3 protein-coding genes are annotated in these 1,064 nt (G+C 49.7%); all 3 read right to left on the bottom strand.

The annotated features are described in order from the left end of the window. Nucleotides 1–18: 18 nt before the first annotated feature. Entirely contained in the window at nucleotides 19–210 is a 192-nt protein-coding gene (locus A3751_RS22305; protein WP_156498818.1) for a hypothetical protein, read from the bottom strand. A 158-nt stretch (nucleotides 211–368) separates the two neighbouring features. Then, on the bottom strand, nucleotides 369–827 hold the full coding sequence (locus tag A3751_RS18815; protein WP_068453951.1) for a YcgN family cysteine cluster protein: 459 nt from the start codon (nucleotides 825–827) through the stop codon (nucleotides 369–371). After that, on the bottom strand, nucleotides 820–1,064 hold a 245-nt coding region (locus A3751_RS18810), incomplete at its 5' end, for a YcgL domain-containing protein (RefSeq protein WP_068458545.1). The genes A3751_RS18810 and A3751_RS18815, both read right to left, overlap by 8 nt.

The raw sequence follows: 1,064 nt of genomic DNA, 5'->3' as shown, positions 1-1,064 counted from the left end.
GATACACCCCAGGCTTTATCATTCCCCATACCTCAAACCGAGCAGGCGCCGACCTACCGACTCAAGCAAGACAACAACGACCATCACCCCTACAGCGCCCGCCATAACAGTAAGTGCCTGCTGCACGATTTCCATGTGAGATTGCGCCAAGGCATAGGCTGCGACCAAAAATGCTGGTGCGAGCCAAAAGCCTCCCGAGACAATATTCATGGGCGTCAGCAAAGTCACTGCAACCACAATCCTAAGGACGCGTCTCGTGCGGCGCCACTTGAGGTTTCGAGTTAAGCGCCAAAAGACGATCATCGCCCCAACGGCGGAGAGAAGATAAATGAGCCAGGCAATAGTATAAGAAGACAATAAAGCCACAATCAGTTTTCCGTTTTAAACTCGTCGATAATATAAAGCTCCAACTCTTGCGCAGGAACTTCAGTTTCAGAAACAACACGACCTACGACAGACATACCCGCCTTGTGGATGCTTTTAAAATCACCAGAAACCAGATGATGCCAATCTGGCAACCTGCGCCCCTCAGCAACAATGCGATAAGCGCAAGAACTGGGCAGCCAACTCAGCTCATCCAGATTCCCCTGCGTTAGGTCAAGACAGTCAGGCACATAATGTAGTCGTTGTTCGTAAACAGAACAGCGACACGTATCGAGATCAAGCTTCTCACACGCGACAGATGTATAAAAAATTTCATCCGTCTCTTCGTCCTGCAACTTGTGCAAGCAACACTTTGCACAACCGTCACAGAGAGATTCCCACTCGCCAACGCTCATTTCAGCGAGCGTTTTAAGCTCCCAAAATGGTACTTTGGCATCAGCCATTTAACGCATCTCGCGGTGCCATTGCCAGATTTGCATCCGCATCCTGATCTGTCGGCGGCATCTGAAGATAAAAACTCTGCTCCTCGATCGCAGCCAACACTTTTTCTGAATCTGCGCGCGCGAGTTTTTTCTCGGGCGTCAAAACAATATCCATTACTTTTGTGGGAGACCCAAAAGCCAGCATCAAGCCCTCAGGCAGCTTGCTTACATCCTGCGAGCGATCGACATACAAGTACA

This window comes from Oleiphilus sp. HI0080, from assembly GCF_001635135.1.
This window is presented reverse-complemented; position numbering and strand designations above follow the sequence as displayed.

What these genes read in the sequence shown, in the direction of transcription:
- A3751_RS22305 (WP_156498818.1), bottom strand. Translation starts at nt 210, where the DNA reads ATGAATATTGTCTCGGGAGGCTTTTGGCTCGCACCAGCATTTTTGGTC.
- A3751_RS18815 (WP_068453951.1), bottom strand. Translation starts at nt 827, where the DNA reads ATGGCTGATGCCAAAGTACCATTTTGGGAGCTTAAAACGCTCGCTGAA.